The sequence below is a fragment of the Pantoea sp. Tr-811 genome (assembly GCF_011752535.1).
In the GTDB taxonomy this organism is placed as follows: domain Bacteria; phylum Pseudomonadota; class Gammaproteobacteria; order Pseudomonadales; family Pseudomonadaceae; genus Aquipseudomonas.
Window position 1 is genome coordinate 1 of record NZ_VWXJ01000006.1, and the last position, 26,809, is coordinate 26,809.

Annotated in this window: 25 protein-coding genes; 17 read left to right on the plus strand and 8 right to left on the minus strand. The window is 64.6% G+C overall.

Annotation, left to right across the window (positions count from 1 at the left end):
• Positions 1 to 214: 214 nt before the first annotated feature.
• Positions 215 to 1,534 (minus strand): LLM class flavin-dependent oxidoreductase, encoded by a 1,320-nt coding sequence (locus tag F3J44_RS10845; RefSeq protein ID WP_167272235.1) that lies wholly within the window; start codon positions 1,532 to 1,534, stop codon positions 215 to 217.
• Between the two features lie 80 nt (positions 1,535 to 1,614).
• Complete coding sequence (locus F3J44_RS10850; protein WP_167272238.1) at positions 1,615 to 2,550, minus strand: ABC transporter substrate-binding protein; 936 nt, start codon at positions 2,548 to 2,550, stop codon at positions 1,615 to 1,617.
• Between the two features lie 297 nt (positions 2,551 to 2,847).
• Between F3J44_RS10850 and F3J44_RS10855 the strand changes: the two genes are divergently transcribed.
• From F3J44_RS10855 to F3J44_RS10865, 3 genes are all read left to right on the plus strand, one after another.
• Positions 2,848 to 3,456, plus strand: a complete 609-nt coding sequence (locus F3J44_RS10855) for a cysteine dioxygenase (RefSeq protein ID WP_167068808.1) — start codon at positions 2,848 to 2,850, stop codon at positions 3,454 to 3,456.
• Positions 3,453 to 5,036 (plus strand): rhodanese-related sulfurtransferase, encoded by a 1,584-nt coding sequence (locus F3J44_RS10860; RefSeq protein WP_167272241.1) that lies wholly within the window; start codon positions 3,453 to 3,455, stop codon positions 5,034 to 5,036. The genes F3J44_RS10855 and F3J44_RS10860 overlap by 4 nt, the downstream gene beginning before the upstream one ends.
• 124 nt (positions 5,037 to 5,160) lie before the next feature.
• Positions 5,161 to 5,664 (plus strand): heme-degrading domain-containing protein, encoded by a 504-nt coding sequence (locus tag F3J44_RS10865; protein WP_167272244.1) that lies wholly within the window; start codon positions 5,161 to 5,163, stop codon positions 5,662 to 5,664.
• A gap of 101 nt (positions 5,665 to 5,765) precedes the next feature.
• Here the strand turns inward: F3J44_RS10865 and F3J44_RS10870 are convergent, their stop codons facing one another.
• The 4 genes from F3J44_RS10870 to F3J44_RS10885 all read right to left on the minus strand — a co-directional run bounded on the left by F3J44_RS10870 (position 5,766) and on the right by F3J44_RS10885 (position 10,056).
• Positions 5,766 to 6,593 (minus strand): helix-turn-helix transcriptional regulator, encoded by an 828-nt coding sequence (locus tag F3J44_RS10870; protein WP_167272247.1) that lies wholly within the window; start codon positions 6,591 to 6,593, stop codon positions 5,766 to 5,768.
• 53 nt (positions 6,594 to 6,646) lie between these two features.
• A complete protein-coding gene (locus tag F3J44_RS10875; protein ID WP_167068820.1) occupies positions 6,647 to 8,065 on the minus strand; it encodes an aminotransferase in 1,419 nt (472 codons plus the stop codon).
• Positions 8,066 to 8,101: 36 nt separating this feature from the next.
• Entirely contained in the window at positions 8,102 to 9,205 is a 1,104-nt protein-coding gene (locus tag F3J44_RS10880) for a polyamine ABC transporter substrate-binding protein (RefSeq protein WP_167272250.1), read from the minus strand.
• A gap of 179 nt (positions 9,206 to 9,384) precedes the next feature.
• Complete coding sequence (locus tag F3J44_RS10885; protein WP_167272252.1) at positions 9,385 to 10,056, minus strand: epoxyqueuosine reductase QueH; 672 nt, start codon at positions 10,054 to 10,056, stop codon at positions 9,385 to 9,387.
• A gap of 156 nt (positions 10,057 to 10,212) precedes the next feature.
• Here F3J44_RS10885 and F3J44_RS10890 point away from each other — a divergent pair, with 156 nt between their 5' ends.
• The 14 genes from F3J44_RS10890 (at position 10,213) to F3J44_RS10955 (ending at position 25,378) form a co-directional block, all read left to right on the plus strand.
• Positions 10,213 to 11,151: a LysR family transcriptional regulator gene (locus F3J44_RS10890; protein WP_167068829.1), complete on the plus strand. Its 939-nt coding sequence runs from the start codon at positions 10,213 to 10,215 to the stop codon at positions 11,149 to 11,151.
• Positions 11,152 to 11,519: 368 nt separating this feature from the next.
• Positions 11,520 to 11,927, plus strand: coding sequence for a biopolymer transporter ExbD (locus tag F3J44_RS10895; protein WP_167068832.1), 408 nt, complete (start codon positions 11,520 to 11,522; stop codon positions 11,925 to 11,927).
• 3 nt (positions 11,928 to 11,930) lie between these two features.
• Positions 11,931 to 12,686, plus strand: a complete 756-nt coding sequence (locus tag F3J44_RS10900) for an energy transducer TonB (protein ID WP_167068835.1) — start codon at positions 11,931 to 11,933, stop codon at positions 12,684 to 12,686.
• 65 nt (positions 12,687 to 12,751) lie between these two features.
• Positions 12,752 to 15,067 (plus strand): TonB-dependent receptor, encoded by a 2,316-nt coding sequence (locus F3J44_RS10905; protein ID WP_167272255.1) that lies wholly within the window; start codon positions 12,752 to 12,754, stop codon positions 15,065 to 15,067.
• A gap of 64 nt (positions 15,068 to 15,131) precedes the next feature.
• Positions 15,132 to 15,773, plus strand: a complete 642-nt coding sequence (locus F3J44_RS10910; RefSeq protein WP_167068841.1) for a MotA/TolQ/ExbB proton channel family protein — start codon at positions 15,132 to 15,134, stop codon at positions 15,771 to 15,773.
• 16 nt (positions 15,774 to 15,789) lie between these two features.
• Complete coding sequence (locus F3J44_RS10915) at positions 15,790 to 17,499, plus strand: bifunctional UDP-sugar hydrolase/5'-nucleotidase (protein ID WP_167272258.1); 1,710 nt, start codon at positions 15,790 to 15,792, stop codon at positions 17,497 to 17,499.
• Entirely contained in the window at positions 17,489 to 17,905 is a 417-nt protein-coding gene (locus tag F3J44_RS10920) for a cytidine deaminase (protein ID WP_167068847.1), read from the plus strand. Before F3J44_RS10915 ends, F3J44_RS10920 begins: the two co-directional genes overlap by 11 nt.
• A 35-nt stretch (positions 17,906 to 17,940) precedes the next feature.
• On the plus strand, positions 17,941 to 19,200 hold the full coding sequence (locus tag F3J44_RS10925; protein WP_167272261.1) for a NupC/NupG family nucleoside CNT transporter: 1,260 nt from the start codon (positions 17,941 to 17,943) through the stop codon (positions 19,198 to 19,200).
• 32 nt (positions 19,201 to 19,232) lie between these two features.
• On the plus strand, positions 19,233 to 20,009 hold the full coding sequence (gene deoC, locus F3J44_RS10930; RefSeq protein ID WP_167068852.1) for a deoxyribose-phosphate aldolase: 777 nt from the start codon (positions 19,233 to 19,235) through the stop codon (positions 20,007 to 20,009).
• A complete protein-coding gene (gene deoA, locus F3J44_RS10935) occupies positions 20,009 to 21,331 on the plus strand; it encodes a thymidine phosphorylase (protein ID WP_167272264.1) in 1,323 nt (440 codons plus the stop codon). The genes deoC and deoA overlap by 1 nt, the downstream gene beginning before the upstream one ends.
• On the plus strand, positions 21,328 to 22,569 hold the full coding sequence (locus F3J44_RS10940) for a phosphopentomutase (RefSeq protein WP_167272267.1): 1,242 nt from the start codon (positions 21,328 to 21,330) through the stop codon (positions 22,567 to 22,569). The genes deoA and F3J44_RS10940 overlap by 4 nt, the downstream gene beginning before the upstream one ends.
• A 12-nt stretch (positions 22,570 to 22,581) precedes the next feature.
• Entirely contained in the window at positions 22,582 to 23,547 is a 966-nt protein-coding gene (locus F3J44_RS10945) for a S1/P1 nuclease (RefSeq protein WP_167272270.1), read from the plus strand.
• A gap of 15 nt (positions 23,548 to 23,562) precedes the next feature.
• Positions 23,563 to 24,654, plus strand: coding sequence for an endonuclease/exonuclease/phosphatase family protein (locus tag F3J44_RS10950; RefSeq protein ID WP_205299822.1), 1,092 nt, complete (start codon positions 23,563 to 23,565; stop codon positions 24,652 to 24,654).
• Positions 24,655 to 24,757: 103 nt separating this feature from the next.
• Positions 24,758 to 25,378 (plus strand): TetR/AcrR family transcriptional regulator, encoded by a 621-nt coding sequence (locus F3J44_RS10955; protein ID WP_167068867.1) that lies wholly within the window; start codon positions 24,758 to 24,760, stop codon positions 25,376 to 25,378.
• Between the two features lie 121 nt (positions 25,379 to 25,499).
• Here the strand turns inward: F3J44_RS10955 and F3J44_RS10960 are convergent, their stop codons facing one another.
• On the minus strand, positions 25,500 to 26,108 hold the full coding sequence (locus F3J44_RS10960) for a hypothetical protein (protein ID WP_167272272.1): 609 nt from the start codon (positions 26,106 to 26,108) through the stop codon (positions 25,500 to 25,502).
• Positions 26,108 to 26,806, minus strand: a complete 699-nt coding sequence (locus F3J44_RS10965) for a hypothetical protein (protein ID WP_167068873.1) — start codon at positions 26,804 to 26,806, stop codon at positions 26,108 to 26,110. Before F3J44_RS10965 ends, F3J44_RS10960 begins: the two co-directional genes overlap by 1 nt.
• Positions 26,807 to 26,809: the final 3 nt, after the last annotated feature.

The following is a 26,809-nucleotide window of genomic DNA, read 5'->3' on the forward strand; positions in this document are numbered from 1 at the left end:
GCTCACCCCGATGATGGCCAGAAGCGAATAGCTTCCTCGAACAGGCCTGATACATAGATGCAACCGGGTAACCATGTTCAAAAGCAGCTAGACAATGTTGGCGAGTCCATACATAGGAGCGGGCTTGCCCCGCGAACACCGGCGAAGCCGGTGCCAGGCACCGCGTTGCCTGCTTCGCGGGGCAAGCCCGCTCCTACAAGGGGGAGGAGCTGATCTACCGGCTGAAACGCGGAATCGGCAACCCCAGGCTCTCACGCAGGGTGTTGCCCTCATACGCCGTGCGATAAACCCCACGTTCCTGCAGCAACGGCACCACCTCCTCGGTAAACCGGCGGAACTGCCCAGGGTGGCCAATATAGATGTTGAACCCATCCAGCGCCCTGGCCTCGAACCACTCGGCCATCTTCGCCGCCACCGTCCCGGCCGAGCCAACGAAAGCCCCAGGGCGCAACTGGCGCCCGAACTCGACCGCTTGGCGCAAGCTGAAACCCTTGTCCCTGGCCTGGTCGGCGATGCGCTTGGCATTGGTGAAGAAGCTGCTGCGGGCAGACTCCAGGCTTTCTTGCGGGAACGGTGCATCCAGGTCGTACTGGCTGAAGTCATGCCAGCCGAAATTACGCCCGAACTCCTTCAGCGCCAGTTCGAAACTGTGGTCGGCCTGATGGTAATGGCGCTCGATTTCGCGGGCCTGCTCGTCGGTATCGCCCACGTAGATCTCCGCCCCCGGCAGTACCAGCAACTGCTCCGGGTCACGCCCCAGGCGCTCGGCGCGCGCCTTGATATCGCGGTAGAACGCCTGCCCCTGTTCAAGGCTGGCGGCATGGGTAAACACCACGTCGGCGGTGGCAGCGCCAAGCGCGCGGCCCTGTTCGGAATCGCCGGCCTGGAAGATCACCGGCTGGCCCTGGGGCGAGCGCTGGATGTTCAGCGGGCCGACCACGGCAAAGTGCTCGCCCTTGTGCGCCAGCGCATGCAGCTTGGCCGGGTCGAGGAAACGGCCAGTGGCCCGGTCACGGGGGAAGGCATCGTCTTCATAGGAATGCCACAGGCCCTGCACCACCGCCACATGCTCCTGGGCACGGCCGTAGCGGGTGTCGTAGTCGTAGTGCTCGTCCAGGCCATAATTGCCCGCGGTGCCGGCGTCGCCGCTGGTGACCACGTTCCAGCCGGCCCGGCCCTTGCTGATCAAGTCCAGCGAGGCAAGCCGGCGGGCGACGTTGAACGGTGCGTTGTACGAGGTGGTCAGGGTGCCGACCAGGCCGATATGGCGCGTGCTGACCGCCAAGGCCGACAGCAGGGTCAAGGGCTCCAGGCGGTTCAGGTAATGCGAAGGCGAGCCGGGGGTGATGAACTGGCTGTCGACGATGAACATCAGGTCGAACAGCGCCGCCTCGGCTTGCCGGGCGATGTCGATGTACCAGTCGATGTTGACGCTGGCGTCGGCGGGCAGCTCAGGGTCGAGCCACAGGTTGTGCCGGCCCGGGCCACCACAGCCCATGGTCAGGGCACCGAGTTTGATCTGTCGTTTGCTCATGGGAAGTCCTTTGAAATGGGTGTGGGCCCCTGCGCGGGGCAAGCCCGTGCCTGCACGCGAAGGGGCCGGTAGGGGTTGGCTCAATGTTCGATGGCGGCGCCGAACGAGGTGTCGAACAAGCTTGCCGCGGGGTAGGCCTTGATCAGCCCGAGGCCGGCGAAGAAGTCCACGGTCTTCTGCGCATCGGCAATCACTTGTGGGTTGAGCGGCGCCAGGTCGGTGCGCGCCCGGGCGAACCAGGCGCGGGCGATGTCGCCGTCGGCGCGGGTGCGCTTGGCCCAAGCATCGGCGTAGGCTTGGGTGTGGGCCGGGTCGCTCAGGGTCCAGTCACGGGCCTTTTTCAGGCGCTGCAGGAAGTCGGCAATCTGCGCGCGCTTCTGCTCGGCCGAGGTACTGTTGGCCACCACGAAACTCTGCGCCGGGATCACCCCTTCGGCCGTGGCCAGCACCCGTGCGCCCTGGCGCTCTTGCTGGGTGACATAGGGCTCCCAGGTGGCGATCACGTCCACCGAGCCGCCGTCCAGGGCGTGGGAGGCGTCCAGTGCACTGAGGTAACGCAGTTCCAGCGCATCACGTGGCACGCCGGCCTTGTCCAGGGCGCTGAACAACAGTTGCTGGCTCCACGAGCCCTTCCAGATCGCCGCACGCTTGCCGCGCAGGTCCTGCAGGCTGTGGATGTTCGAGTCCTTGCGCGCCAGGATGGCCACGCCTTCGAGGCTCTGCCGGCTGACCGCAATCACCTTGATCGGCGCGCCCAGGGCGCCGAGGAACAACGGCGGCGCATCGCCCAGCAGGCCGATGTCGAGGCTGCCGACGTTGAGCGCTTCGGCCACCGGGGAGCCTGCGGTGAACTGCTTCCATTCCAGGGTATAGGGCAGGTCGTCGAGCACCCCGGCCGCTTCCATCACGGCACGGGCGTTGTAGCTCTGGTCACCGACCACCAGGGTCTGGGCGGCGGCGGCAAGGCTGAAGGTGGTGGCCAGCAGCGTGGCGGCCAATTGTTTGATGTAGCGCACGTTCGTCTCCAGATACCCGCTGGGGGCACATGAGCCGATCCGCGCGTGCGGTCTCGTCTTTGGTTGATTTATAGCCCAAAGGCATTAATTAGATGTTTTTTATAATCTATAACGCGATAAGCGACCTGTGAAATGCACATTGGGCATAACCTCATGCTTTCAGGTATGGCAATTTCAAAACAAAACCGCGCGGCTGTAAATGCGTTATTTGCATATTAGCTTATGAGTATTTTGCATTTTGAGAATAGAAAGCAGGTTTGCTAGGGTTAACCGAAACCTGTAAGCCGAGCCTGAACCATGAGCCAGAACCTGCGCCCGGAGCGCTTGCGCCATTTCATCGACCGCCTAGCCGGGTTGCTCGACCAGCACCCCGATGAAGCCGCCCTCCTCGACCATGGCCAGCACTGGCTGGCCGAGCTGGTGGCCCATGACGACTGGTTGCCCGACGAGCTCGCGCAGCCCGACCCGCAGCGCTACCAGCAATTTCTGCTGCACTGCGACTCGCGCCAGCGCTTTTCGGTGGTGAGTTTCGTCTGGGGCCCCGGGCAACAGACGCCGATTCACGACCACCGGGTCTGGGGCCTGATCGGCATGCTGCGCGGCGCCGAACATTCGCAGGGCTTCGTGCGCGACGCCCACGGCGCGCTGCTGCCCCACGGCGCCCCGGTGCGCCTGGCACCCGGCCAGGTGGAAGCGGTATCGCCGCGCATTGGCGATATTCACCAGGTCAGCAATGCCTACGCCGACCAGGTGTCGATCAGCATTCATGTCTACGGCGGCAACATCGGCGCGGTGAAACGCGCGGTGTACGCCGTGGACGGCAGCGAAAAGCCGTTCATCTCAGGCTATTCCAATACCCGCCTGCCCAATATCTGGGACCTGTCCAAAGAGAACCCTGCCCCATGACGACCGTCACCACCCGCCATTACCACGCTATCCGCAGCGCCTTGCTGGCCCACCAGGAACTGGCCCTGATCGACGTGCGCGAAGAAGACCCGTTCGCCCAGGAACACCCGCTGTTCGCTGCCAATATTCCCCTGTCGAAACTGGAGCTGGAGGTCTACGACCGGGTGCCGCGGCGCAGCACCGCGATCACCGTCTACGACAACGGCGAAGGGCTCGCCGCCGTGGCCGCCCAGCGCTTGCTGGCCCTGGGCTACAGCGACGTGGCCGTGCTCGAAGGTGGCCTTGCCGGCTGGCGTGCAGCCGGCGGCGAGCTGTTCCGCGACGTCAACGTGCCGAGCAAGGCCTTTGGCGAGTTGGTGGAAAGCGTGCGCCACACGCCGTCGCTGGCCGCCGAACAGGTGCAGGCGCTGCTCGACGACAACGCCAACGTGGTGGTGCTTGACGCCCGCCGCTTCGACGAATACCAGACCATGAGCATTCCTGGCGGCATCAGCGTGCCCGGTGCCGAGCTGGTGCTGCGCGTGGCTGAACTGGCGCCGGACCCGACCACCCAGGTGATCGTCAACTGCGCCGGGCGCACCCGCAGCATCATTGGCACCCAGTCACTGGTCAACGCCGGTATCCGCAACCCGGTGGCGGCGCTGCGCAATGGCACCATCGGCTGGACCCTGGCCGGCCAGCAACTGGCCCACGGCCAGGAGCGGCGCTTTACCGCGGTCAGCGACGCAACCCGCGCCAACGCCGCGCAGCAGGCCCGCGAGGTGGCGGACCGCGCCGGCGTGGTCCGTATAGAGCGTGGGGGCCTGGCCAGCTGGCAGGCCGAGGCCGGGCGCACCACCTACCTGTTCGATGTGCGTACCCCCGAGGAATACAGCGCCGGCCACCTGCCCGGCAGCCGCTCGGTGCCTGGCGGGCAACTGGTGCAGGAAACCGACCACGTCGCCAGCGTGCGCGGGGCGCGCATCGTACTGGTGGACGATGACGGCGTGCGCGCCAACATGAGTGCATCCTGGCTGGCCCAGATGGGCTGGCAGGTGGCGGTGCTCGACGGCCTGGGCGCGGCGGACTTCAGCGCCAGCGGAGACTGGCAGGCGCAGGTGCCCGCCCTGCCGGCGGCCAATGAAGTGGATGTGCAACAGCTGGCCAGCTGGCTGGCCGAGGACGGCACCGTGGTGCTGGACTTCACCGCCAGCGCCAACTACGTCAAGCGCCATATCCCCGGTGCCCACTGGGCGATCCGCGCCCAGCTGGCAGAGGCCCTGGAGCACCTGCCCGAGGCTCGCCGCTATGTACTGACGTGCGGCAGCAGCCTGCTGGCGCGCTTTGCCGCCCGCGACCTGCAAGCCCTGACGCGCACCCCGGTGTACTTGCTGGAGGGCGGCACCGCCCGCTGGATCGCTGCCGGGCAGGCGCTGGAAAGCGGCGAAACCCACTTGGCCGTGCCGCGCAGCGACCGCTACCGGCGCCCCTACGAGGGCACCGACAACCCGCGCGAGGCCATGCAGGGCTACCTGGATTGGGAGTTCGGCCTGATTGCGCAGCTGGAGCGCGATGGCACCCATGGCTTCAAGGTGATCTGACGCCTGGCATCCTGTTCGGCCTTCCCTTCCTGACCCGCATGGCTGGCCCGAGGGCGTATACGCTGGCAGCGTACATGGCATATGCTCGGGCTAGTGTTCAAATAAAAAAGGCATGAGGTCGGACATGGATCTGAAGGAAGAACTGGCGCTGTTGGTTCGTCAGGAGCAAGCCCTGCAATTCGAGCACTTCGACGAGCACGTCGCCTGGAAACTGGGTTCGCTGCTGTACAACAAGGCAGTTGCCGAGCAATGGCCGTTGGTGATCGATGTACGGCGCTTCGATCGCCCGCTGTTTCTGGCCTCCACGCCCGGCGTCACCGCCGACAACCATGACTGGGTGCGGCGCAAGACCAACAGTGTGCAGCGCTTTCTGCGCAGTACCTACCGCATTGCCCTGCAGCTGAAACTCGAAGGCAAGGACATCACCCAGCGCTATCACCTGCCTGCTGCGGACTACGCAGGCTTTGGCGGTGGCTTTCCCATCAGCGTGCGCGGTGCGGGGGTGATCGGCTGCGTGACCGTGTCCGGCCTGCCCCACCGGCAGGATCACCAGATAGTCGTTGAGGCCTTGTGTAGCGTGCTCAACCAGCCGCTGGCCTCCCTGGGCCTGCCACCTGAAGCGCTCTGAGTGCCGGGGCTGCTTTGCAGCCTATCGCGAGCTGCGCTCGCTCCTACGGGAGGGGGCGTGCGCAGGCCCTGGTAGGAGCGAGCGTAGCTCGCGATGGGGCCTCAAGCCGGGGCCAGCGCCTGCCGTAGCCAGCTGATGAACTGGGCGAACAACTCCGATTGCGAGTTGATCGCCAGCTTCAGGTACAGGTTCTTGCGGTGCATGCGCACCGTCTCCGGGGAAATGCCCAGCTCATGGGCGGTGGACTTCACCGAATGCCCCTGCAGCACCATCTGCGCGACCTGGCGCTCGCGCTCGGTCAGCACCCCGCAACCGAAACTGTCGAATGCCGCCTGCACGTTGCCATTGGCCTGGGGCGCCTGCGCCAGGCCATGGCGGGCGAAGCGCATCAGCAACTCACGCACCATTGGCTCCACCGCCTGCAACAGGTGCAGTTGCGCCAGCCCCAGGCGTGCGCCGCTGCAGCCTTGGAACAGGCTCAGGGAAAGCTTGCTGCCGTCACCCAGGTCGACGATGAAATAGCTGTCTTCACTGCAGCCGGTGCCCAGGTAATAGGCCTTGTAGTAGTCGCTGTCGAAGAAGTGATCGGGGGCGATGTCTTCAAGGTGGTAGAACCCTTGGGCCAGGCCTTTCTCCACGGCCAGGCAGAACGGGTCGAGCAGGTAGCCCGCCGCGTAATAGCGCTCCAGCACGGCCTCGTGGTAACGCGCTGGAATGCCCTGCTGATACAGCAACTGCGGCGGGTGGCCCTTGCGCTCGTGGCTGATCAGCATCGACTCGACGGCCACCAGCTGGCTGATGGCGGACGCCAGCCAGGCCAGTGCGTCCGGGCCCTCGCTGTGGGCGAAGGCCTGTTGCAGGGCGCTGTGCCATTGCTGCAGGGCATGAAACGGCAGGTTTATTGTGGTGTCTTGGTGTGCTCGGCTCATGCCCCGCAGTCTACCGGCCGGGGCACGCGCGCGCACCTGTGCGTGCAGGTGGGTCATTGGCCGTGGTACAGGCCTTGCTCGGTCAGCTCCTGCGCCGCCTCCAGGATGCAGCTGCGCAGGGTGTCGACGATCTGGTCGACCTGGGCATGGGTGATGATCAACGGCGGCGACATCACGTTCAGGTGCATGATCGGCCGCACCAGCAAGCCCTTGGCCTGGGCCCTGAGGTGAATGCGCTCACCGATGTTCACCGCGTCGGCAAACAGCGCCTTGGTGCGCTTGTTGGCGACGAACTCCACGCAGGCCATCAGCTTCATGCAGCGCACCTGGCCCACCAGCGGCAACTCGGCCAGGGTTTGCAGGCGCTGCTCCAGGTAGGCGCCGACCGTATTGACGTGGGCCAGCAGGTTTTCCCGCTCGATGATCTCGATGTTCTTCAGCGCCGCCACGCAGCACACCGGGTGCCCGCTGTAGGTGAAGCCGTGGGTGAAACAGCGGCCCTTGCCGGGCTCGGCAATCACCTTCCACAGGCGCTCGGAGAAAATGCAGGCACCCAGCGGCAGGTAGGCCGACGTCAGGCCCTTGGCGGTGGTGATGATGTCGGGCACCACCCCGAACAGGGCCTCGGAGGCAAAGAAGGTGCCCAACCGGCCGAACGAGGTCACCACTTCGTCGGCGACGAAGAGGATGTCGTAGGTCTGGCATACCTGCCACATGCGCTGGAAGTAGCCCTTGGGTGGAATGATCACGCCGCCCGAGCCCATGATCGGCTCGGCGAAGAACGCCGCGACGTTGTCGGCGCCCAGGGAAAGGATCTTGTCCTCGAACTCGGCGACCAGGAAGTCGAGGAATTCGGCCTCGTCCATGTCGTCCGCCGCCCGGTAGAAATTGGGGTTGGAGACGTGGTGGATCAGCTCGTGGGCGTAGTCGAATTCCGGCACCCGGTCGGCAGCCTTGTTGCCGATCGACATGGTCAGGCAGGTGGAGCCGTGGTAGGCATTGTAGCGGGCGATCACGTGCTTCTTGTGCGGTTTGCCGCGGCAGTTCTGGTAGTACTGGATCAGCCGGTAGGCGGTGTCCACGGCGGTGGAGCCGCCGGTGGTGAGAAACACATGGTTGAGGTCGCCCGGCGCCAGGCTTGCGAGTTTTTCGCAGAGCTCGATGGCTTTGGGGTTGGCCATGTCGGAGAACGGGTTGGAGTAGGCCAGCTGGCGAACCTGGTCGGCGATTGCCAGGGCCATTTCCTCACGGCCCAGGCCGATGTTGGTGCACCACATGCCGCCAACGGCATCGAGGAAACGGTTGCCTTGGGTATCGGTGATGTAGGCGCCCTCGCCGGCTTCGATGTTCAGCGCGCCTTGCTCGGCGTGCTCGTCGAACATGTGGTAGCCATGCATGTAGTGGGCTTTGTCGGCTTTCACCAGCAGGTCGTTGCGCGGGGTGGCGGCCAATGGGCGAGTCGGGGTAGCCATAAGCGGTTCCTTGTCGGATCGGTACGGTGAAAAGTGTCAGATGCCGGTCTTGACCGTGCTCCAGACCCGGGTGATGGCGCGCATGGCCTGGGGGTCCTGGGATTTTTGCGTGAACAGCCGCTCGCGGGTTTGCGCGTCGGGGTAGATCGCCGGGTCGTTGCGAATGTCGGCCTGCACCAAGGGCGTGGCGGCAGCGTTGCTGTTGGCGTAGTGGATGTAGTTGGTGACCTCGGCCATGGTGCTGGGCTGCAGCAGGTACTCGATGAAGCGGTGGGCGTTGGCCACATGGGGCGCGTCGTTGGGCAGGTAGAGGCTGTCGAACCAGATCAGCGAGCCTTCCTTGGGAATGAAGAACGAAAGCGTGATGTCCTTTTTCGCCTCCACCGCACGGGCCTGGGCGGTGGCGTAGTCGCCAGACCAAGTCAGGGCCATGCACACATCGCCGTTGGGCAAGCTGGTGAGGTAGTTCACCGAGTCGAATTTCTTGATGTAGGGGCGAATGCCCATGAGCACGTCCTGGGCAGCCTTGAGGTCGGCGGGCCTTGCGCTTTGCGGGTCTTTGCCCAGGTACTTGAGGGCCAGCGGGATCACTTCGCTGGGCGCGTCCATCACGGTGACCCCGCAGTCGGCGAAGCGCGAGACGATTTTCGGGTCGAACAGCATGGCCAGCGAGCCGATGGGCGCATCAGGCATGCGCTGCCTGATTTTGTCGACGTTGTAGGTGATACCGGAACTGCCCCAGGTGTAGGGCGCCGAATAGCGCATGCCGGGGTCGAAGGCCTGCAGGCTCTGCACCACCTGCGGGTCGAGGTTGGCCCAGCTGGGCAGCCTGGATTTGTCCAGCGGCTGGAACACTCCGGCCTTTATCAACGGCGGCACCAACGAGCCGTTGAGCATCACCAGGTCGTAGCCGGAGCGCCCGGTCAGGAGTTTGGTCTGAACCGTCTCGTAGCCATCGAAGGTGTCGTAGATCACCTTGATGCCGGTTTGCTTTTCGAAATTGGCGAGGGTGTTTTCGCCGATGTAGTCCGTCCAGTTGTACAACCTGAGCGTGTTGCCGGTGTCTGCTTCACCGGCCAGGGTGGCGCCGGCGGTACAACACAGCAACAGGCTGGAAATCACCTTCAGCGTTTCGCGCATAGCAACTCCATCGTGTGATCAGGATCGGCTCGGCAGAGCGGATGGAGCCACTATCGGTGGGTTGGTGACGCAGGGCCATACCCCGAATGGGGGTGTGCCGGAGGTGGGGCTGCGCGATCGAGTTCGATGTCATCACATCCGAACTGACAGAAGCCAGCCTTGGTATCACCTGCGATGACTCAAACCATCCCCTGCCCGTCTTCTTCATCCCCGTAGTACTTCACGCCGATACGAATGATGTCCCGCCCCTGCGCCTTGCGATGGTGGTTGGAGTCACGCAGCGAGTAGATGCAACCGCAATATTCCTGCTGATAAAAGCGCTCACGCTTGCTGATCTCGACCATCCGCGCAGCGCCCCCGGCCTTGCGCCAGTTGTAGTCCCAATACTTGATTCCTGGGTACTTGGCCGCCGAGCGGTGGCCGCAGCCATTGATCTGCTGCATGTCCTTCCAGCGCGAAATACCCAGCGAGCTGCTGATGACCGAAAAGCCATGCTCGTAGGCATACAGCGCCGTGCGCTCGAAGCGCATGTCGAAGCACATGGTGCAGCGCTCTCCCCGCTCGGGCGCCTGCTCCATGCCTTTGGCCCGGGCAAACCAGTTGTCGGTGTCGTAGTCGGCATCCACGAACGGCACATTGTGCTGTTCGGCAAAGCGAATGTTCTCGTCTTTACGCAGCAAGTACTCGCGCTCGGGGTGGATATTGGGGTTGTAGAAGAAGATCGTGTAGTCGATGCCCGACGCAGTGATGGCCTCCATCACTTCGCCGGAGCACGGCGCGCAGCAGGAATGCAGCAGCAGGCGGTCGGCGCCGTCGGGCAGGGTCAGTTTCGGTCGATCGATGGGGGTCATGGGTGTTTTCCCTGGAAACGTGAACGCCAGGGAGAGACGTTTGCGCCTGTACCACGGTGCCCTGTTCCCTGACGTAAAAATTCGAGAAGGGGATTGTCAGGCATTCGCCGCTATGAGACAAACTCATTTTTCTCCAACTGATCTCCAATTCTACTCATGATCGACCTTAGGCACCTGCGCACCATCCATGCCCTGCGCGAAACCGACAGCCTGCTCGAAGCAGCCGAGCGCCTGCACCTGACCCAGTCGGCGTTGTCGCACCAGTTCCGTGAATTGGAAGATCGTATCGGCATGGCGCTGTTCGTGCGCAAGTCCAAGCCGGTGCGCTTCACGAGCGCCGGGCTGAAGCTGCTGCAACTGGCCGAGCAGGTGCTGCCGCTGGTGCGCAGCAGCGAACGGGAACTGAGCAAGCTGGCCAGCGGCACCGCCGGCCGCCTGCACATCGCGATCGAATGCCATAGCTGCTACCAATGGTTGATGCCATCGGTGGATGAATTTCGCGGTGCCTGGCCTGAGGTCGAACTGGACCTCGCCTCAGGCTTCGCCTTCGCGCCGCTGCCAGCCCTGGAGCGCGGCGACCTGGACCTGGTGGTCACTTCCGACCCGGTGTCGCTGCCGGGCATCAGCTACGTGCCGCTGTTTGGCTACGAGGCGATGCTGGCCATCGACAACCACCATGCCCTGCGCGCCAAGCCCTATCTGGCCCCTTCCGACCTCGCCAACCAAACCCTCATCACCTACCCCATCGAGCGCAACCGCCTGGATATTTTCACCCGCTTCCTCGACCCCGCCGACATCGAGCCGGCCCAGGTCCGCACCTCGGAACTCACGGTGATGATGATGCAACTGGTGGCCTCTGGGCGTGGTGTCTGCTGCCTGCCCAACTGGGCCGTGCACGAGTACAGCTCACGCGGCTACGTGACAGCCAAGCGCCTGGGTGAGCAAGGCTTGCAGGCCACGCTGTATGCCGCCATTCGCAGTGACATGCTGGAAGTGCCCTACGTGAGCGATTTCCTGCTCACCGCCAAAGACATCTCGTTTGCCACGCTCGAAGGCGTCAACGTGGTATCGGGCCTGAACGTGGCCAAGCCCTGACCCCCTGCAGGTGCCAGCCAAAACCCTGGCGAAGGTTAATACCTGACAGCGATGTCAGTTATATGTCAACGTAGCGACTTCTTCCTGCACTGTGAACTATTCCACGCCGTTGAGTTAAAAACGGCGCATGGGATGTTCAGCTGCGCGTGTATTTCAGGTTTTTACCCCCCTTCTCGCGTAAATCCCCCTCAGCCAACAAACCCCAAATGGCCTTTCGCCACTTAATCAAATTGTAACCAACTGCCCCTAGGGTGTCGTTCCTGACATCGGTGACAGCTTTCGAAGATTCCACGACGGGGCTCTCACTTCAGGTCGAAACAGTCGTGCCGACCGGCTCGACCGACGTAGAAACGGGGAGTGCCAGAGCAATGCGCAGTTGGGAAGAACCGAAGAAAAAACGCCTGCACATCGAGATCATTCCAATGATCGACGTGATGATGTTCCTGCTGGTGTTTTTCGTGCTGATCAGCCTGAACGTGATTCCGGCCCTGGGCATCAAGACCCAGCTGCCCGGCGCCGCGCACGCCCAGCAGCTCAAGCCGCAGAACAAGGCCGTGATTACCCTGGGCCTGGACGCGCGCCTGCAACTCGACGGCCAGGACCTGCCTGAAGATGAACTGGTCCGGCAGCTGAAGTCGCTGGAAACCGGCAGTGAGAAGCTGGTGATCATCCTCAACAGCGACCAGGGCGTGGAAGTGGGCCGGCTTGTGGCAGTGATGGACCTGCTCAAGAGCAATGGCTTCGCCTCCGTTTCCATCGCCACGCGCAAGTTGTAAGCCATGTCGGCCCTGTTCAAATCGCGAAAAGTACTCGCGTGCCTGCCGGCGATCTGCCTGCTGGCGGTGGCTGTTCACAGCGCCATGAAAGCGGACCTGAAAATTACCCCGAAATACGATGACAGCACCGTCGAGGTGGCGTTGATCGACCCGGCCGAGCTGCAACCGGAACCGGAACCGCCGCCACCACCACCGCCCGAGCCGGTAGCAGAGCCACTGCCCGAACCGGACCCGGAGCCCGTGGTACAGGTGCCGGAGCCGCCGCCCAAGCCCAAGCCGAAACCGCCTGAGCCCAAGCCGCAGCCACCCAAGCCCAAACCCCAGTTGGCGAAACCTGCGCCAATGCCTGCGCCGCAACCGGTTGCCAGCAACCCGGCGCCGGCCAAACCGGCTCCGGCACCGGCAGTGGCCAAGGCCGCACCGCCCCCGGCGCCACCGGCGGTGAACACCGCGGCACTGGAAAACAGCTACATCGCCGCCCTGCTGGCGGAGTTGGAGAAATACAAGCAGTACCCGCGTGGCCGTGAGGCCTCGCTGCAACGCCCGGTCGGCAACGTGGTGATCTGGTTGCTGGTCGACCGCAGTGGTGCCGTGCTCGATTCGGGCATTGAAAAGAAGGCCGCGAGCATGTTGCTGAATAAAGCAGCGCAAACCAGCCTGCGGCGCATCGAGCAAGTAAGGCCCTTTCCCCAGGCGGTATTCGAGGGCAAGGATAAGTACCGATTTACCGCGACACTTGTTTACAACATCGAAAATTAAAACCTGCCTTCTACGTGGGCGCGTGCGAACCGTGCCGCCTGGACTTTTTACAAAGGGGATGTGTGGTGAAGTTGAATAAGTTGTTTGTTACCTTGCTGGCGGTCGGGTGTGGTGGCTGGACGGCTGCGTCGTTTGCCGAAGACTCGGTGGATATCGGCGACGTCAATGTCACCGGGCAAACCCTGGGCAACGGCATGATGGTTCAGGAAGAAGCGGCCAAGGCACGCTCCACCGTGACCAAGGAAGCGCTGGAGAAGATGTCGCCCACCGGCAACGGTATCGACAAGCTCAAGTACACCCCTGGCGTCAACGTGTCCAGCGACGACAGCACCGGCCTCAGCGGCTTTTCCTTCACCATGCGCGGCATGCAGGCAAGCCAGGTCGGGGTGACCATGGACGGCATTCCGATCAACGACTCCGGCGACTTCTCCATGTACCCCAACCTGCTGGGCGACCCGGAGAACCTGCAGGAAATCTTCCTCACCCAGGGCTCCTCGGAACTCGACGCGCCGCATATCGGCGCCAGCGGCGGCAACATTGGCCTGGTGTCGATGGCCCCGAGCAAAGACGCCGGCGTGTTCATCAAGCAAACCATCGGCAGCAACAACCTGGACAAGACGTTCGTCCGTTTGAATACCGGTGAATACAACGGCCTGAGCAACTACATTTCCGCGTCCAAGACCAACAGCGACAAATGGAAAGGCAAAGGCGACCTCGACGCCGAAAAGTTCGAACTCAACAGCCTGTACAAGTTTGGTGAAGGCAACAGCATCAATGCCCTGATCAAATACCACAAACAGGAAAACTTCAAATACGTGAAGCCGAGCTTGGCCCAGTACCATTCGGACCACGACTACGATTTCCCCAACGCACCGACCTACAACCCCACCACCGGCAAGTTGACCACCGCCAGCTACAAGACCAGCGTCAACCCGTTCGAAACCATGAGCGCCACGGTGACCGGGCGCTTCCAGTTGCGCGACGACCTGCAACTGACCGTGCAGCCCTATTACTACTATGCCAACGGCGGTAGCTACAGCGCCTTCGGCTCGCCGGCCACCCTGTTCAGCACCACCAGCTCCAGCGGCAACTACGACCTCAGCAACCTGAAAACCTCGGCCCAGTACAACGCCGATGGCAACCCGGTCAGCGGCCGTTACTACCGCCCGTCCTGGACCGAAACCTGGCGCCCTGGCATCAACACCAAGCTGAGCTGGGCGGTGAACGACGAGCACACCCTGGACGTCGGCTACTGGTACGAGCGCGCCCGCCAGCGCCAGAGCCAGCCCTTCGTACCGCTGAACGCCGATGGCAGCCCAACCGACCTGTGGGCCGAATACAACGACTCCAACCAGGTGCGCGATGCCAATGGCAACGTGGTGCAGGGCCGCAACTACTTCACCATCACCCCGTCGCACAAGCTGTTCGTGCAGGACACCTGGAACGTCACCTCCGACCTGACCCTGAGCGGCGGCGTGGCCTACGAGCATTCCGAGCGTGATGGCAACCTGCGTGCCAGCCTCTACGACACGCCGGCCAAACGTGATGCCACGTACCACGAATTCCTGCCGAGCTTCAACGCCAAGTACCAGCTCGATACCGAGAACTCGGTGTTCTACAGCGTCTCGCGCGCCATGCGCACGCCACCGAACTATGTGCTGTACAACGGCGGCGACTCGATGAGCCTGAAGCCTGAGCTGAGCTGGAACAACGAGCTTGGCTGGCGCTATGCCAGCGACGACATGGCGCTGAGCGCCACCCTGTTCTACCTGCAGTTCAAGAACCGGCAGATCTCCAGCCGCAACCAGATCACCGGCGACTACGAGATGCTCAACGTCGGTGAAGTGAAAAACCGTGGCCTGGAGCTGGAGTGGAGCGGGCTGCTGCCACACAACTTCAACTACTACGCCTCGTACACCTACACCGAGGCCGAGCAGCAGGACACCATCAGCTACTACGGCATCGACCTGCCCACCAAGGGCAAGCAGGTGGCCGGTGTGCCGAAGAACATGTTCAACCTGAGCCTGGGCTACGACGACGGGCGCTTCTACGGCAACGTCATCGGCAAGTTCGTCGACAACCAGTACGGCGACATGACCAACGACCAGTCGATTCCGCACTTCACCACCGTGGACCTGAACCTGGGCTACCGCCTGCCGGTGAACAAGCAGTACATGAAGAGCGCCGCCGTGCGCCTGTCGGTCAGCAACCTGTTCAACCGCGAGTACCTGAGCGGCGTCGACAGCGTGGCCTTCACCTCCGCGCAGTACAACCCAGGCTTTGGCACCGGTGGCGCGAACAACCGCAGCACCATCGGCACGCCGTACTACAACATCGGCGAAGAGCAGACCGTCGCGGTGTCGTTCGAAGCTGAATTCTGACCCTGAACCGGGGCCAGCCCTGGGCCGGCCCCGCCCTTTCTGCGCTGAACCGAGGTAACCCGCCATGAACATGGACCTGCTGCACGACATCACCTTCTACATCATGTACGGCGCTGCCGCCCTCGCCGCCTTCGTGGTGGTGGAACGGGGCATCTTCTTCGCCTACAACCTGCGCAAGGCACGCGCCCTGGAAGCGGCCCTGCACAAGAAAGTGCGCCAGTTCAACGAACTGCCGGCCGAGCTGCGTGAGCGCGACAGCCTGCCGCTGGAACTGCTGCGCCAACTGTTCGAAGGCCGTGGCCAACTGCACTCGCACGCGGAGCTGGAAGACCTTGGCCAGGCCATCTACATCGGCATGCGCGGCAGGCTCTCGCGCAGCCTGTGGATTCTTGAAGCGGTGGTGGCCGGCGCGCCGCTGCTGGGCCTGCTCGGCACCATCCTGGGGATCATCGACACCTTCAAGGCGCTGGCCGAGGCGGGCGTTTCCGACCCTGGCGAAGTGTCGCGCGGTATCGGCACTGCGCTGTACGCCACCGCCCTGGGTATTGCCATTGCCCTGGTGGGCCTGGTGTTCAACAACCACCTGCAAGACCGCCTGGAACTGATCACCGACCACCTGAAGATGCTTCTGCTGCGCGCCGGCATGGGCACCGCGTTCGCCGCCAAGCCGGCCGGCGCCCCTGCCACTGCCCTGCAACCTGCCTGAACCCCCGGGAGCCCCCATGTCGTACGCGCCTTTCGCCAAACGCTCGTTCCCCCTGCTGCTGGCCGCCGTGCTGCTGGCCAGCGGTTGCCAGAAAGCCCCGGCCCCGGTCGATGTTCACATTGCCGCCCTCAACGACTTCCACGGCAACCTGCTGGCCAGCCCGTTCCAGTACCCTGATGCCAACGGCCCGGTGAAACTCAAGGCCGGTGGGCTGGGGCCGCTCAGCGGCGCGCTGGCCGAGTTGCGCCAGCAAGACCCGCAACTGCTGCTGATTGGCGCAGGCGACATGGTCGGCGGCAGCCCGCCGATTTCCTCGATGTGGGCGGACGAGCCGAGCCTGCAAGCGCTGCACTTGCTGGGGCTGAAATTCTCGGTGGTCGGCAACCATGAGCTGGACCACGGCAAGGCCGAGCTGCTGCGCCAGATCGACGGTGGCTGCCAGTCCAGCCGCGAACAGGCCTGCCAGTTCGACACGGCCTACAAGGGCGCGGGCTTTCCGTACATCTCCGCCAACCTGATCGACAAACAAAGCGGCAAACCGCTGTTCGCCCCCTACCGCATCGAACAGGCCCACGGTGCCCGCATTGCCTTCGTGGGCGCCACCTTGCGCAATGTCGATGCCTACGTCAGTGCCCGCAGCATGGAAGGCCTGGCCACCCTGGACGAGGCCGAGGCCATCAATGCCCTGCTGCCGGAACTGCGCCAGCAGAAGGTCGACGCCATCGTCGCGGTGATCCACCAGGGCGGCAACACCCCCGAGCGCTTCGACCAACAAGACTGCAGCCAGCTCAAGGGCGACGTGGTGGACGTGGCCAAGCGCCTCGACCCGCAAATCAAGGTGGTGGTCACCGCCCACACCCACGAAGGCTACCTGTGCCGCCTGGGCGACAAGCTGGTGACCCAGGGCGCCTCCTTCGGCCGCCTGCTCACCCAGCTGACCTTGACCGTGGACACCACCCAGCACCGCTTGCTGGCAGTCAAAGCCAACAACCTGGTGGTGGACGCCGCCCGTTACAGCGCCAGCCCCGAGATCGCCCCGCTGCTGGCCGAGGTTGAGGCCCGCAGCCAGGCCCGGCTGGGCAAGCCGGTGGCGCGCCTGGCGGCCCGCGAGGTGCTGCGGGTTACCAACGAGGCCGGCGAGTCGCCCATGGGCGACCTGATCGCCGACTCGCAACTGGCCGCCACCCGTGACCTCGGCGCCCAGGTGGCGCTGATGAACCAGGGCGGCATGCGCATGGACCTGACCCTGCAGCCCGGCCAGGAACAGGTCAACTACGGCCAGGTGGCCACGGTGCAACCGTTCAACAACAGCCTCACCCTGCTAACCCTCACCGGCGCGCAGTTGCGTGAACTGCTGGAGCAGCAATGGCAGGACGGCGGCATGGGCTTCTACCCGTTGCAGCCCTCGGCGTCGCTGAGCTACCAGTGGGATGGCAGCCTGCCCAAGGGCCAGCGCGTGCTTGTCGACAGCCTCAAGGTCGATGGCCAACCGGTGCAGCCCGAGCAACCCTACCGCATCGTCATGAACAGCTTCCTGGCCGAAGGCGGCGACAACTTCACCGTGCTCAAGCAGGCGACCGACCGGCTCGACACCGGCATCAACGACCTGGAGTCGATGATCGCCTACCTGCAGGCCCAGGACCGTGCAGGCCAGCCCGCAGGTTTTGACCAGGCCCAGCAGCGCATCCGCAACGTTTCCGCACAGGTGCTCAGCCATGCGCCATGAACACGGGCTGGCCCTGCAGGCTCTGCTGCTGCCAGAGGCCATGGCCGCTGCCGACAGTGCCTGGTGCCCGCACTCGGCGTTTCCGGTCGGCGCCGCGCTGCTGACCCACGATGGCCGGGTGATCCGCGGCTGCAACGTGGAGAACGTGTCCTACGGCCTGACCAACTGCGCCGAACGCAGCGCGCTGTTCAGTGCCATCAGCCAGGGCCTGGCCCCCGGCAGCTTCAAGGCCATGCTGGTGTATGCACCCAAGGTGCCGGTGATCTCGCCCTGTGGCGCCTGCCGCCAGGTGATGCTCGAACTGCTGCCCCCCGGCTGCCCGGTGATTTGCGTGGGCCACGACGCCACGGCGACGCGGCACTGGACCGCCGGGCAGTTGCTGCCCGGGGCCTTCCAGGCGTTTTGAAGCCAACCTGCTGACCTTTTTTCAGGAACTGTTCGATGGGCTTGATCGGTATCGTGGTGCTGTTGCTGGTGGCCGTGGTGCTGTCCAGCAACCGCAAGGCCATTCGTTTACGCACCGTTGTCACCGCCTTCGCCGTGCAAGCCGGGCTGGGCGCCTTTGCCCTTTACGTGCCCTGGGGCCAAAGCGCCCTGGGCGGCATTTCCGCCTCGGTGGCGTCGTTGCAGGATTATGCCAACCAGGGCATCGACTTCATCTTCGGTGGCCTGAGCAGCACGCGCATGGCGGAGGTGTTCGGCAGCGGTGGTTTCGTGTTCGCCATTCGCGTGTTGCCGGTGATCGTGTTCTTCAGCAGCTTCATCGCCGTGCTCTACTACCTGGGCATCATGCGCGTGGTCATCCAAGTGATCGGCGGCACCTTGCAGCGCCTGCTGGGCACCAGCCGCACCGAAGCGATGGCCGCCACGGCGAACATCTTCGTCGGCCAGACCGAAGCGCCCATGGTGATTCGCCCCTACGTCGCCCGCCTGACCCGCTCGGAATTGTTCGCGGTGATGGCCGGGGGCATGGCCTCGGTGGCCGGCTCCGTGCTGATCGGCTACGCCAGCCTTGGCGTTGAGCTCAAGTACCTGATCGCCGCCAGCTTCATGGCCGCCCCGGGCGGCCTGCTGATGGCCAAGCTGATGGAGCCGGAAACCGAACAGCCCCATGAGCAGGCGCACGAGGCGCCGGGGCATGGGCAAGGCCAGCCGGCCAATGTCATCGATGCCGCCGCCATCGGTGCCTCCGCAGGCTTGCACCTGGCGCTGAATGTCGGCGCCATGCTGCTCACCTTCATTGGCCTGATCGCCCTGCTCAACGGCCTGCTCGGCTGGACCGGCAGCTGGTTCGGCCTGCCGCAACTGAACCTGCAGCTGATTCTCGGCCACGGCCTGGCACCGCTGGCCTTCGTGCTGGGCGTGCCTTGGCACGAGGCGATCACCGCAGGTGGCTTGATCGGCGAAAAGCTGGTGCTCAACGAGTTCGTCGCCTACGCCGACTTCGCCCGCCACCTCGACCCGGCCCAGGCCGCTGCCAAAGGCGTGCCGGTGCTCAGCGCCCAGGCCCAGGCGATCGTCACCTTCGCCCTGTGCGGTTTTGCCAACCTGGCATCGATCGGCATCCAGCTGGGCAGCCTGGGCATCATGGCCCCCGAACGGCGGGCCGACATTGCCCGCCTGGGGCTCAAGGCGGTCGTGGCCGGCACCCTGTCCAACCTGATGAGCGCGGCACTGGCCGGGGTTTTCCTGGCCCTCTGACACTCCTTCCACAGCCTTTGCGTGAACTTGAAATGACTGATATCGACGCTGAACGCGCGCGCACGCTGATTGCGCTGCTGGACCTCACTTCCCTCAATGACGATGACGACGACGCGCAGATCCAGGCGCTGTGCCAGCGCGCCATGACCCCGGCAGGGCCGGTGGCGGCGGTGTGCGTCTACCCACGCTTCGCCGCCCTGGCGCGGCGTACCCTCGATGCGCTTGGCGGGCAGGCCATCGCGGTGGCCTGCGTGGCCAACTTCCCCAGCGGTAACGCCGCGTTGCCCGAGGTGCTGGCACAAACCCGCCAGGCCCTGGCCGATGGCGCCAATGAAATCGACGTGGTCTACCCCTACCGTGCCCTGCTGGCCGGCGATGCCGACAGCGGCGCGGCCCTGGTGCAGGCATGCAAGCAGCTGTGCAGTGGCCGCGCCTTGCTCAAGGTGATTCTGGAAACCGGCGAGCTGGCCGAGCCTGCGCTGATCCGCCAGGCCAGCCTGCAGGCCATTGCCGCAGGCGCTGACTTCATCAAGACCAGCACCGGCAAGGTGACCGTCAACGCCACCGTGGGTGCGGCGCAGATCATGCTCGAATGCATCGCCAGCCTGGATGCCAACGTGGGCTTCAAGCCAGCTGGGGGCATGAAGACCCTGGCCGATGCGCAGGTTTACCTGGACCTCGCCGAGCGTATCAACGGCGCCCAATGGGTATCGCCCCGGCACCTGCGCTTTGGCGCCTCCAGCCTGCTGGGCGACTTGCTCGGGCACCTGCACGGTGCGCCAGGCAACAACGCCGGGGGGGCCTACTGATGGCGTGGCTGGCACAGGAAGTGATCCGCCGCAAACGCGACGGCAAGGTACTCGACGATGCCGACATCCGCCGCTTCGTCAACGGCATCACCGACCTCAGCATCAGCGAAGGCCAGGCTGCTGCCTTCGCCATGGCCGTGCTGCTCAAGGGCCTGAATGTCGAGGAACGGGTCGCCCTGGCCACAGCCATGCGCGACTCCGGCCAGGTGCTGCGCTGGAACCTGCCAGGCCCGGTGGTGGACAAGCACTCCACCGGCGGCATCGGCGACCTGGTCAGCCTGGTGCTGGCCCCGCTGCTGGCGGCATGCGGCTGCTACGTGCCGATGATCTCCGGGCGTGGCCTGGGCCATACCGGCGGCACCCTCGACAAGCTCGACAGTATCCCGGGCTACGACAGCCAGCCCAGCATGGCCCGGCTGCGCGAGGTGGTCGAGCGCGTTGGCTGCGCGATCATCGGCCAAACCCATGACCTGGCCCCGGCGGACAAACGGCTGTACGCCATTCGCGATGTCACCGGCACGGTGGAGTCGATCGACCTGATCGTCACCTCGATTCTCAGCAAGAAACTGGCGGCCGGGCTGGATGCCCTGCTGATCGACGTCAAGGTCGGCAACGGCGCGTTCATGGCCGCGCCCGACGACGCCGCTGCCCTGGCCCGCAGCGTGGTGGCCGTGGCCAATGGCAGCGGCGTGCGCACCCGGGCGCTGATCACCGACATGAGCCAGCCACTGGCACGCTCGGCAGGCAATGCCCTGGAGGTGGAGGAAGCCATCGCCCTGCTGCGCGGCGAAGTGCGCAGCCCGCGCCTGTGGCAGGTGACCCTGGCGCTGGCCGAGCAGGCCCTGGTGTGCGCCGGGCTGGCGCGCGACCTTGAGCATGCCCGCGAGCAGCTGCTTGAAGCCTGGCACAGTGGCGCGGCGCTGCAGCGTTTTGCCCACATGGTGCAGGCACTGGGTGGGCCGGGCGACCTGGTGCAGCAACCGCACCGCCACCTGCCCCAGGCCCCGCTGGTGATTCCGGTGCCGGCACCGCAAGCCGGTATCGTGCAGTGCATCGATACCCGCGCAATCGGCCTGGCAGTGGTTGCCCTCGGCGGCGGCCGGCGCACCCCGCAAGACCGCATCGACCCGGCCGTGGGGCTAAGCCAGCTGTGCTTCCCTGGCGAGGCCGTGGCGGCCAGGCAACCGCTGGCAAGGGTGCATGCCCAGGACCTGGCCCAGGCCGAGCGTGCGGTTGCCGCGGTGCAGGCCGCGTACCGCATCGCCAGCGCGCCGGTCGAGGCGCCCGCGCTGTTCGCTGGCGTGTGCCTGGAGCCTGCATGAAACGCGCCTTGTTGCTGGTGCTCGACTCCCTGGGCATTGGTGCCAGCGCCGATGCCGGGCGCTTTGGCGACGCCGGGGCCAATACCTTGCTGCATATCGCCCAGGCCTGCGCCCGTGGCGAGGCCGACGGCAATGGCCGCCAGGGGCCGCTGCAGTTGCCCACGCTGGCACGGATTGGCCTTGGCCATGCTGCGGCGCTCAGCGCCGGGGTGCTACCGCCAGGGTTCAGCGCCGACACAGTGGCCGAAGGTGCCTGGGGCTATGCCCAGGAGCTGTCCAGCGGCAAGGACACCCCCTCGGGGCATTGGGAAATGGCCGGGGTGCCGGTGCTGTTCGACTGGGGCTACTTCCCGGCACGGCATAACAGTTTCCCGCCCGCGCTGCTGAACGCCCTGATCGCCCGCGGCCATTTGCCCGGCCTGCTCGGCAACTGCCACGCCAGCGGCACCGAGATCATCAGCCAGCTGGGCGAGGCGCACCTGCAAAGCGGCAAGCCGATCGTCTACACCAGCGCCGACAGCGTGCTGCAGATTGCCGCCCATGAACAGCATTTTGGCCTGCAGCGGCTGTACAGCCTGTGCGCGCTGGCCCGCGAACTGTGCGACGCCTATGGCGTTGGCCGGGTCATCGCCCGCCCCTTCACTGGCGAGCACGCCGGTAACTTCAGCCGCACCGGCAACCGCCGCGACTACACCGTGCAACCCCCGGCGCCAACCTTGCTCGACCGCCTGTGCGCCGCCGACGGCCAGGTGTTCGCCGTGGGCAAGGTGGGCGACATCTTCGCCCAGCGTGGTATCAGCCGGCAGTTCAAGGCCGAAGGCAACGACGCCTTGTTCGACGCCACCCTCGCCGCGCTGGCCCAGGCACCGGGCAATACCCTGGTGTTCAGCAACTTCGTCGACTTCGACACGCTGTATGGGCATCGCCGCGATATCGCCGGCTACGCCGCTGCCCTGGAAGCCTTCGACCGGCGCCTGCCGCAACTGCTGGCACGCCTGCAGCCAGGCAATGTGCTGATCATCACCGCCGACCATGGCTGCGACCCCAGTGCGCCCGGCACGGATCACACCCGCGAGCACGTGCCGCTGCTGGTATGGGGCCCAGGCCTGCACAGCACCTGCCTCGGTGCCCGGGGCAGTTTTGCCGACATCGGCCAGACCCTGGCGCAGTTTTTCGCCCTGCCCCCCTGTGACCACGGGCAAGCATTCCTCGATGCCCTATACCCCAACCTGCAATAAGGAGAACTGCACGTGACGTTACGCAAATGCCTGAACAATGGCCTGGTGCTGGCTGCCAGCCTGTGGGCTGGCCAGGTATTGGCCTGGGGCCAGCAAGGCACAGCCCTGGTGGGTGAACTGGCGCAGCGCCAGCTCACCCCCGAGGCCAAGGCAGAAGCCCTGCGCCTGCTCGGCCAGATCAAGCAGAACGACCTGGCCGTGGTCGCCAACTGGGCCGGCAACCTGGAGAAGAACCCGCAAAACCGCGTGCTGTGGGAAAACACCCGCAACCAGCGCATGGTGGTCTACAAAAGTGACGATTGCACCTTCCAACTGACCCGCGACTGCCCCGATGGCGCCTGCACCGTGGCCGCCATCGAGCAGAACCGCACGGCGCTGGCCGACCCCAAGGCACCGAACCAAGCCCGGCTGATGGCCATGCTGTTTCTCATCCACCACGTCAGCGATGCCAGCTCGCCGCTGAACAACAGCTTCAAGGATGACCGTGGCGGCTACGACTACCCGGTACAGGCCGCCGGCAAGTCCTACAACCTGCGCCAGGTGTGGGATGACTTCCTGCTGGGCGCGGCCCGCCTCGACGTCAAGGCCTATGCCGACAAGCTGCAGCAAGGCCTGCCCGCCGCCGACTCCAGCAACCCGGCGCAGTGGTCGCAACAAGCCTGCCGCATCGTGCGTGACGACAACATCTACCCGCAGAAGGCCGCCGGCAAGCGCAAGCTGCCGAGCAAGCAGGGCATGGACGACGATGACGGGGGCGACACCGACTACAGTGCCAAGACCCTGGCCTACAACCGCACCGGCAAGGAATACAGCCGTGGCGACAAGCTGATGAATGAAAAACCCACCCGCACCGGCGGCTTCGATGCCAGCTACATGAGCACCTTCGTGCCCGTCGCCGAACAGCAGGTGCAACTGGCCTCGGTGCGCCTGGCGCAGTTGCTCAATGCTGCGCTGGTCGCCGGCCGCCCTGGCTCCTGACACGCGAGAATCGCCATGCACACTCCCCGTTTGCGGCACCTGCCGCTGCTGTTGGCCCTGGGCCTTGCCGGCTGCGCCACCGCGCCGGTTGCCGAGCACGCTGAAACGCGCGTTTCGCTGATGGCCTACAACGTCGAAAACCTGTTCGACACGGCCCATGACCCGGGCAAGGACGACTACGCCTACCTGCCCCTGAGCGTGAAGCAGGCGCACCCCGAGTACCTGGCCACCTGCACGCGCATCAGCGTGCCGGCCTGGCGCCAGGAATGCGAAAGCAATGACTGGACCGAGGCTCGGCTGGAGCAGAAGCTCACCCGCCTGGCCAGTGTTATCAGCCAGACCGATGGCGGCCGCGGGCCGGATATCCTGTTGCTTGAAGAAGTGGAAAACCGCGCGGTACTGGAGCGGCTCAATGGCCACCTCGGCGCATCCGCCTACCAGACCCGGGTGCTGCTGGAGGGCTGGGACGAGCGCGGTATCGACACGGCCGTGCTGAGCCGCCTGCCGCAATGGGGCGCGCCGGTTCTGCACCGGGTGCCTTATCACGACGAGCAAGGCAATACCTCGGACAAGACCGGCAAGACCCGCGGCATCCTCGAAGTTCGCCTGTTGCTGCCAGGCGGCCAGAAAGCCTCGGTGTTCGCCGTGCACCTGCCCTCCGGTGGCGGCCCTGGCTACCTGCGCCGCCAGGCCGTGGAATACCTGGCCGAGCTCAAGCGGCAGTTGCCGGCTGATGTGCTGCCGATCGTGGGCGGTGACTTCAACATCAACGCCGGTGAAGAAGCCAAGCACCATTACATCGCCGACACCCTCGCCAGCACCTGGAGCGTGTCGCACCTGATCGGCTGCGACGGCTGCAAGGGCAGCTATTACTACCCGCGCGAGCGGCAGTGGTCGTTCTTCGACATCCTGCTGTTCCCCCAGGCGATGAGCGGCGCAGGCTTCAACGGCTGGAAGGTGGACAGCGCCAGTATCCACATGCCCAAGGCCAGCCCCTACCAGGTGAACAAATGGGGCACGCCGGCGCGCTTCAACGGCGGCCAGTACCCCGAAGGCGTGTCTGACCATTGGCCGATGTACGCACAAATCTACCTCCTCGCGCCCTGAGCCTTGGGTGTAGGATCCTGCCAACGGGCGCCACAGGATGTGGCGCCCACCTTTGCAAGGGCGTCAGATGTTTACTGCCAAAAGCACCAGTGTCGGAAATGGAATGAGTAACCACAAGATCAAGATTCGCCGCAAGAACGTCGAGAAGATCCTGCTCGCGGCCGAGCAGGTTTTTGCCGAACAAGGTTACGCTGGCACCTCGATGATCGATATCGCCAAGCGCGCCGACCTGCCGCGCTCCAACCTGCATTACTACTTCACCACCAAGGACGAGTTGTACCGGGAAGTGCTGGTCAACCTGCTGGGCGACTGGGAACGCGAAGGTGCCTGTTTCAGCCATTTCGATGACCCACGGGTGGTGCTGACCAGCTACGTGCGGGAAAAGATGACCCACTCGCGCACCCGCCCCCATGGCTCCAAGCTCTGGGCCAACGAGATCATGCACGGTGCGCCGCTGTTTCGCGACATCATCGAGGAACACCTGTTGGCCGGTGCCAAGCTCAAGGAAGACAAGATCCGCCAGTGGGTGGAGGAAAAGCGCATCAGCCCGATCGCGCCCTTCGCCCTGCTGTACATGATCTGGGCATCGACCCAGCACTATGCCGACTTCGATTACCAGGTGCGGGCATTGAACGGGCACGAACCGCTCAGCGACCAGCAGTTCGAGCAGGCGGTGCAGACGATTACCGCGGTGGTGTTACGGGGGATCGGGCTGGAGCCCTGATTTCGAGTGCTGGGAAACTGGGGCCGCTGCGCGGCCCATCGCGAGCTGCGCTCGCTCCTACCAGGGGGCGGCGCAAGATCCGCCCGGTAGGAGCGAGCAAAGCTCGCGAAGGGCTACTCGCTCAGCAAACCTGGGCTTCGGCGCGGCGTGGTGCCGGGGCCTCATGGCGCATCGACTGCTGCCAGTTCAGCTGGGCCTGCACCTGGGCAGCAGCGTCCATGACCTTCTGCGCCCAGGCCTGGTCCTCAGGGTCTACCACTACCACGCGGAAACCATGGTCGTCGCCCTCGATCCCAACGCCTTCGGAATCGTCCACGTGCAGGTCGATGTCGAATGCCGGAGGGTACTTCGACGGGGCATTTTCAAGCCCGTGGGCCGAAACCACATGGTGGTGACGGTCGCTGTTGACCACGCCATCCACATGAATGCCGTAGAGCATCAGCCAACGCCGAATGTAGGACGGCGTGCGCCCCGACGAGGTGTAGATCCAGATGCTGCAGCCCTGGCGGCGCAGCTCGCGGATCAGCGAGCGAGTACCGATGCGCAGCGGTTCACCCAACCAGCGATGAATGCATTCCGGCAGCTTGCTGTGCTCGGCGGGGCTGTGGTGCGGCAGGCAGGCGAGCGTGTCGTCGATATCGAACGAAATGCGCACTTGCGGGCGCCGGGCCTTGCGCCCAATGCCCTGCCACGTTCTGCGCCCGTGCCCGGGCATCGATGAACCGGCCATCAGTGGCCTCCCCGATGAACAGGCAGCGCCGTGCAACCCAGGAAGAACTGATCGGGTTCAGGCGCCTTCGCTTCGAGAAAGGCCGCGTATTTTTTCTTGATCTTGGGCAATTCGTACAATGCCTTGACACCGTGTTTGGCGGAGTTGCGTATGACCGAGGAGGGGTTGAAATAACCCTCGGCGTTGTCCAGCGTCAGCACGAATGGCGGCAACCCGGCGCGCATCAGCAGGTAGCTGACGATGAGCGAGCCCGTGCGGTTGTTGCCTTCGATGAACAGCTGTGGCTTGCTGAGGATCCGTACATACACACCCGCCGCGCGCTTCCAGATCGAGTCGCTGCGGTACGAGCAGTACCAGTTGTACAGGTCCTTGATGCCACCTTCCACGTTGTTGAAAAAGTGCGCCTCGGTCGCTGCAAGGTGCTGGGCGAATTCGCGCCGGCGGGCCGGGTCGCTGCCGCACAGTACCGTGGCGTTGATCTCCAGCATCAGGTTCAGCTGCTGCAGGTCGAACAAGTCAACGCCCCGTGCGACATAGTCGTCAATCAGCGCGTAGCCTTCAACCACATTGTGCAGCACCTCGTCGGTAAACGGGTCACGCGGTTCGGTGAAATGCCGGCTCAGCTCGGCAAAACGGCCCTGCACCTCGCGCAGTGCGCGTTCTATCGCTGGCAGGTCAAGTCGACGCGTGGCACGCATTGG

Excerpts from the sequence above, each read along its gene's own strand:
- F3J44_RS10870 (WP_167272247.1), bottom strand. The coding sequence starts at position 6,593 with ATGAGCCGAGCACACCAAGACACCACAATAAACCTGCCGTTTCATGCC.
- F3J44_RS10955 (WP_167068867.1), top strand. The coding sequence starts at position 24,758 with ATGAGTAACCACAAGATCAAGATTCGCCGCAAGAACGTCGAGAAGATC.
- F3J44_RS10920 (WP_167068847.1), top strand. The coding sequence starts at position 17,489 with ATGCGCCATGAACACGGGCTGGCCCTGCAGGCTCTGCTGCTGCCAGAG.
- F3J44_RS10880 (WP_167272250.1), bottom strand. The coding sequence starts at position 9,205 with ATGCGCGAAACGCTGAAGGTGATTTCCAGCCTGTTGCTGTGTTGTACC.
- F3J44_RS10855 (WP_167068808.1), top strand. The coding sequence starts at position 2,848 with ATGAGCCAGAACCTGCGCCCGGAGCGCTTGCGCCATTTCATCGACCGC.
- F3J44_RS10885 (WP_167272252.1), bottom strand. The coding sequence starts at position 10,056 with ATGACCCCCATCGATCGACCGAAACTGACCCTGCCCGACGGCGCCGAC.
- F3J44_RS10865 (WP_167272244.1), top strand. The coding sequence starts at position 5,161 with ATGGATCTGAAGGAAGAACTGGCGCTGTTGGTTCGTCAGGAGCAAGCC.
- F3J44_RS10875 (WP_167068820.1), bottom strand. The coding sequence starts at position 8,065 with ATGGCTACCCCGACTCGCCCATTGGCCGCCACCCCGCGCAACGACCTG.
- F3J44_RS10925 (WP_167272261.1), top strand. The coding sequence starts at position 17,941 with ATGGGCTTGATCGGTATCGTGGTGCTGTTGCTGGTGGCCGTGGTGCTG.
- F3J44_RS10960 (WP_167272272.1), bottom strand. The coding sequence starts at position 26,108 with ATGGCCGGTTCATCGATGCCCGGGCACGGGCGCAGAACGTGGCAGGGC.
- deoA (WP_167272264.1), top strand. The coding sequence starts at position 20,009 with ATGGCGTGGCTGGCACAGGAAGTGATCCGCCGCAAACGCGACGGCAAG.
- F3J44_RS10895 (WP_167068832.1), top strand. The coding sequence starts at position 11,520 with ATGCGCAGTTGGGAAGAACCGAAGAAAAAACGCCTGCACATCGAGATC.
- deoC (WP_167068852.1), top strand. The coding sequence starts at position 19,233 with ATGACTGATATCGACGCTGAACGCGCGCGCACGCTGATTGCGCTGCTG.
- F3J44_RS10900 (WP_167068835.1), top strand. The coding sequence starts at position 11,931 with ATGTCGGCCCTGTTCAAATCGCGAAAAGTACTCGCGTGCCTGCCGGCG.
- F3J44_RS10915 (WP_167272258.1), top strand. The coding sequence starts at position 15,790 with ATGTCGTACGCGCCTTTCGCCAAACGCTCGTTCCCCCTGCTGCTGGCC.
- F3J44_RS10860 (WP_167272241.1), top strand. The coding sequence starts at position 3,453 with ATGACGACCGTCACCACCCGCCATTACCACGCTATCCGCAGCGCCTTG.
- F3J44_RS10940 (WP_167272267.1), top strand. The coding sequence starts at position 21,328 with ATGAAACGCGCCTTGTTGCTGGTGCTCGACTCCCTGGGCATTGGTGCC.
- F3J44_RS10890 (WP_167068829.1), top strand. The coding sequence starts at position 10,213 with ATGATCGACCTTAGGCACCTGCGCACCATCCATGCCCTGCGCGAAACC.
- F3J44_RS10950 (WP_205299822.1), top strand. The coding sequence starts at position 23,563 with ATGCACACTCCCCGTTTGCGGCACCTGCCGCTGCTGTTGGCCCTGGGC.
- F3J44_RS10965 (WP_167068873.1), bottom strand. The coding sequence starts at position 26,806 with ATGCGTGCCACGCGTCGACTTGACCTGCCAGCGATAGAACGCGCACTG.
- F3J44_RS10845 (WP_167272235.1), bottom strand. The coding sequence starts at position 1,534 with ATGAGCAAACGACAGATCAAACTCGGTGCCCTGACCATGGGCTGTGGT.
- F3J44_RS10910 (WP_167068841.1), top strand. The coding sequence starts at position 15,132 with ATGAACATGGACCTGCTGCACGACATCACCTTCTACATCATGTACGGC.